A 294-nucleotide genomic window follows, 5' to 3' on the forward strand; every position below is an offset into this window, starting at 1 on the left:
TCCATAGGTTGGTATGTGCCGGAACTCGGTGGAGTTCCGGTTCAACGTGTGACGGGGCCTAATTTGTGTATTCGATAAGGAGCGATGTGGAAAATCAAGACGATCTAGCTTATAGAATTGGCCGTATTGCTATCGCTCAAGCGCGCTTGGATGAGTGGCTAGTGCAGGTGCTGATCTGCTTGCTGAAGCCCATTTCCGAAAGCAGGGTGCAGTTGCTTGTGGGTGATCGCTCACTTGATGCAAAGTGTACTCTTGTAAAAAAGCTTGCTACAAATCTCGGGATTCCGCTTGATG

General features: G+C 49.0%; 1 protein-coding gene. It reads left to right on the plus strand.

What is annotated here, in order from left to right; genetic code table 11:
• Positions 1–86: 86 nt before the first annotated feature.
• A partial coding sequence (locus KVS67_RS11810; RefSeq protein ID WP_217565429.1) for a hypothetical protein occupies positions 87–294 on the plus strand: 208 nt, incomplete at its 3' end.

The sequence above is a fragment of the Micrococcus sp. GbtcB5 genome (assembly GCF_019091605.1).
GTDB lineage: Bacteria > Actinomycetota > Actinomycetes > Actinomycetales > Micrococcaceae > Micrococcus > Micrococcus luteus.